General features: G+C 73.2%; 1 protein-coding gene. It reads left to right on the top strand.

Features of this window, described 5'->3' with window-relative positions; genetic code table 11:
* The coding region (locus ACI79D_RS24900; RefSeq protein ID WP_456921220.1) for a CoA transferase subunit A at nt 1-567 on the top strand (567 nt) is incomplete at both ends.

Here is a 567-nt window from a genome sequence, read left to right as displayed (position 1 = left end):
GGCGCGGTGCTGGCCGTGGGCGGGTTCGGGTTGTGCGGGATCCCGTACGCGCTGATCGACGCGCTGCTGGACAAGGGCGCCACGGACCTGACCACGATCAGCAACAACTGCGGCGTGGACGACGCCGCGCTGGGCGTGCTGCTCTACGCCGGGCGGATCCGCAAGACGATCTCCTCCTTCGTCGGCGGGTCCAAGGAGGTCGCCCGCCGCTACCTGTCCGGGCAGCTGGAGGTCGAGCTGACCCCGCAGGGCACGCTGGCCGAGCGGCTGCGCGCCGGCGGCGCCGGGATCCCGGCGTTCTACACCCCCACCGGGGTGGGCACGATGGTCGCCGACGGCGGCATCCCGGTGCTCTACGACGCCGCGGGCAACGTGGCCAAGACCAGCCGGCCCAAGGAGGTGCGCGAGTTCGACGGCGCCCAGTACGTGCTGGAGACCGCGCTGACCGCCGACTTCGGCCTGGTCCGCGCCGCCGTCGGCGACCGGCACGGCAACCTGGTGTTCCACGAGTCGGCGCGCAACTTCAACCCGCTGGCCGGCATGGCCGCCCGCGTCTGCATCGCCGAG

It is taken from the genome of Geodermatophilus sp. SYSU D00708 (genome assembly GCF_054050115.1).
The sequence above is the reverse complement of the archived record's forward strand: the minus strand, read 5'-3'. Positions and strand labels throughout refer to the sequence as shown.